Raw genomic sequence first — 1,450 nt, forward strand, 5'->3', positions numbered from 1 at the left:
ACGCTGTCGAAGGCGCCGCCGTTCCTGACCCAGGCGTTGAACTGCTGGCGGACCTGCTCACCCGTGGGGGTGAAGAACTTGGCGCCCTCGAAGGGCAGCAGGGTGCAGCCGTGCACCCGCAGGCCGGACCGCCGTGCCCGGCCGATCAGCGTCCGCTGCGCGGTGATCAGCTGCTCGGCGGTGATCGGCAGCCCGTCCGCGTCCTTGCCGAAGCCGATGTCGTTGATCCCCTCCAGCAGGATCAGGTCCGTGGCGCCCGGCTGTCCCAGCGCGTCCTGGTCGAAGCGGTCCAGCGCCGCGACGCCGCCCCGCGGCGAGCTCTGCAGCAGCCGGTTGCCCGCGATGCCCAGGTCGACGACCCCGTACGGGGCCCGGGGGCGCTCCACGGCGATGCGCTCGGCCAGCAGGTCGGGCCAGCGAACGGTGGTGCGCCTGGCCGCGGTGGCCGGGCCGTCGGTGATGGAGTCGCCGAAGCAGACCACGGTGCCGGTGGCGCTGCCGGAGACCAGGTCCAGACCGCTGAGGTAGTACCAGCCGTTCTCCCGCACGGAGAAGCGCCGCCCGCTTGCCAGCCGGGTGCAGTCGCCGGACGCCGACCAGGTCGCGTCCTGGGAGCGCGGGTGCCAGGTGGCGGCGCCGGTGGGGCCCGGCAGATAGAGGCTGACCAGCAGCACATCCCGGGCGGCGATCGGGCGGGGCGTGGCCACGGGATCGCTCAGCAGGTCGCCGCCGGGCGGCACCACCGCTCGCGCCGAGCCCCCGAAGCGCACCCGGGCGAGACTGCCGGGGACCGCCTGGGCACCGTGCTGCCGCACCCCGATGGACACCGACTCCACCACCAGCGGGGAGGTCCCGAAGCGGTTGGAGAGCCTGATCCTGGGGCTGGTGCCGCCGACCGAGGCCCGCACCACCAGCCGCAGGGTGGTGTCGACGAAGCCCAGCAGCGGCCGTCCGCTCTCCGCCGGCACCGGCGCGGCGGCCCAGGCACCGACCCGCAGCGGCCCCGTGACCACGCCCTGCACCGAGCTGCGCAGGCCGGTCACCGGCGCGGTCCTCGCGGGGCTGCCGTCGGCATGGGCCGCGTTGCGGCCGACCACCGAGGTCATCCCCAGTGCGGCCGCGCCTCCGAAGAGTCTCAGCGCGTGCCGCCGTGGCAGGGACGCGGGCATGCTGTCCACCTCTGTTCGGGCCCCTGGTCGGGCCGGGACGGTCCGCCGTGGCGCTCTCCGCGCGGCGGCCGGGATCAGGATACGGATCCGTGCCGGGGCGCCATCCGCGTCGCGGACGGCGTCCGGCTCACCTGTGCAGCGCGGCCAGCGCCGTGAGGTCCACGGCTCCGGCGAGCATCGCCGCCCCGGCGTCCCCCGGGTGGAGATGGTCGCCCGAGTCGTACGGGACCGCGAGGCGCGTCGGCACCTCCGGGTCCTGCACGGCCCGTTCGAAGTCCACG

1 protein-coding gene and 1 pseudogene are annotated in these 1,450 nt (G+C 75.4%); both read right to left on the reverse strand.

What is annotated here, in order from left to right; translation table 11 throughout:
- A partial coding sequence (locus AOK09_RS34055) for a GDSL-type esterase/lipase family protein (RefSeq protein WP_055591082.1) occupies positions 1-1,169 on the reverse strand: 1,169 nt, incomplete at its 3' end.
- 127 nt (positions 1,170-1,296) lie between these two features.
- Positions 1,297-1,450 (reverse strand): annotated as a pseudogene (locus AOK09_RS42805) (SGNH/GDSL hydrolase family protein); the annotation flags it as partial.

The sequence above is a fragment of the Peterkaempfera griseoplana genome, assembly GCF_001418575.1.
Classification (GTDB): Bacteria; Actinomycetota; Actinomycetes; order Streptomycetales; family Streptomycetaceae; genus Peterkaempfera; species Peterkaempfera griseoplana.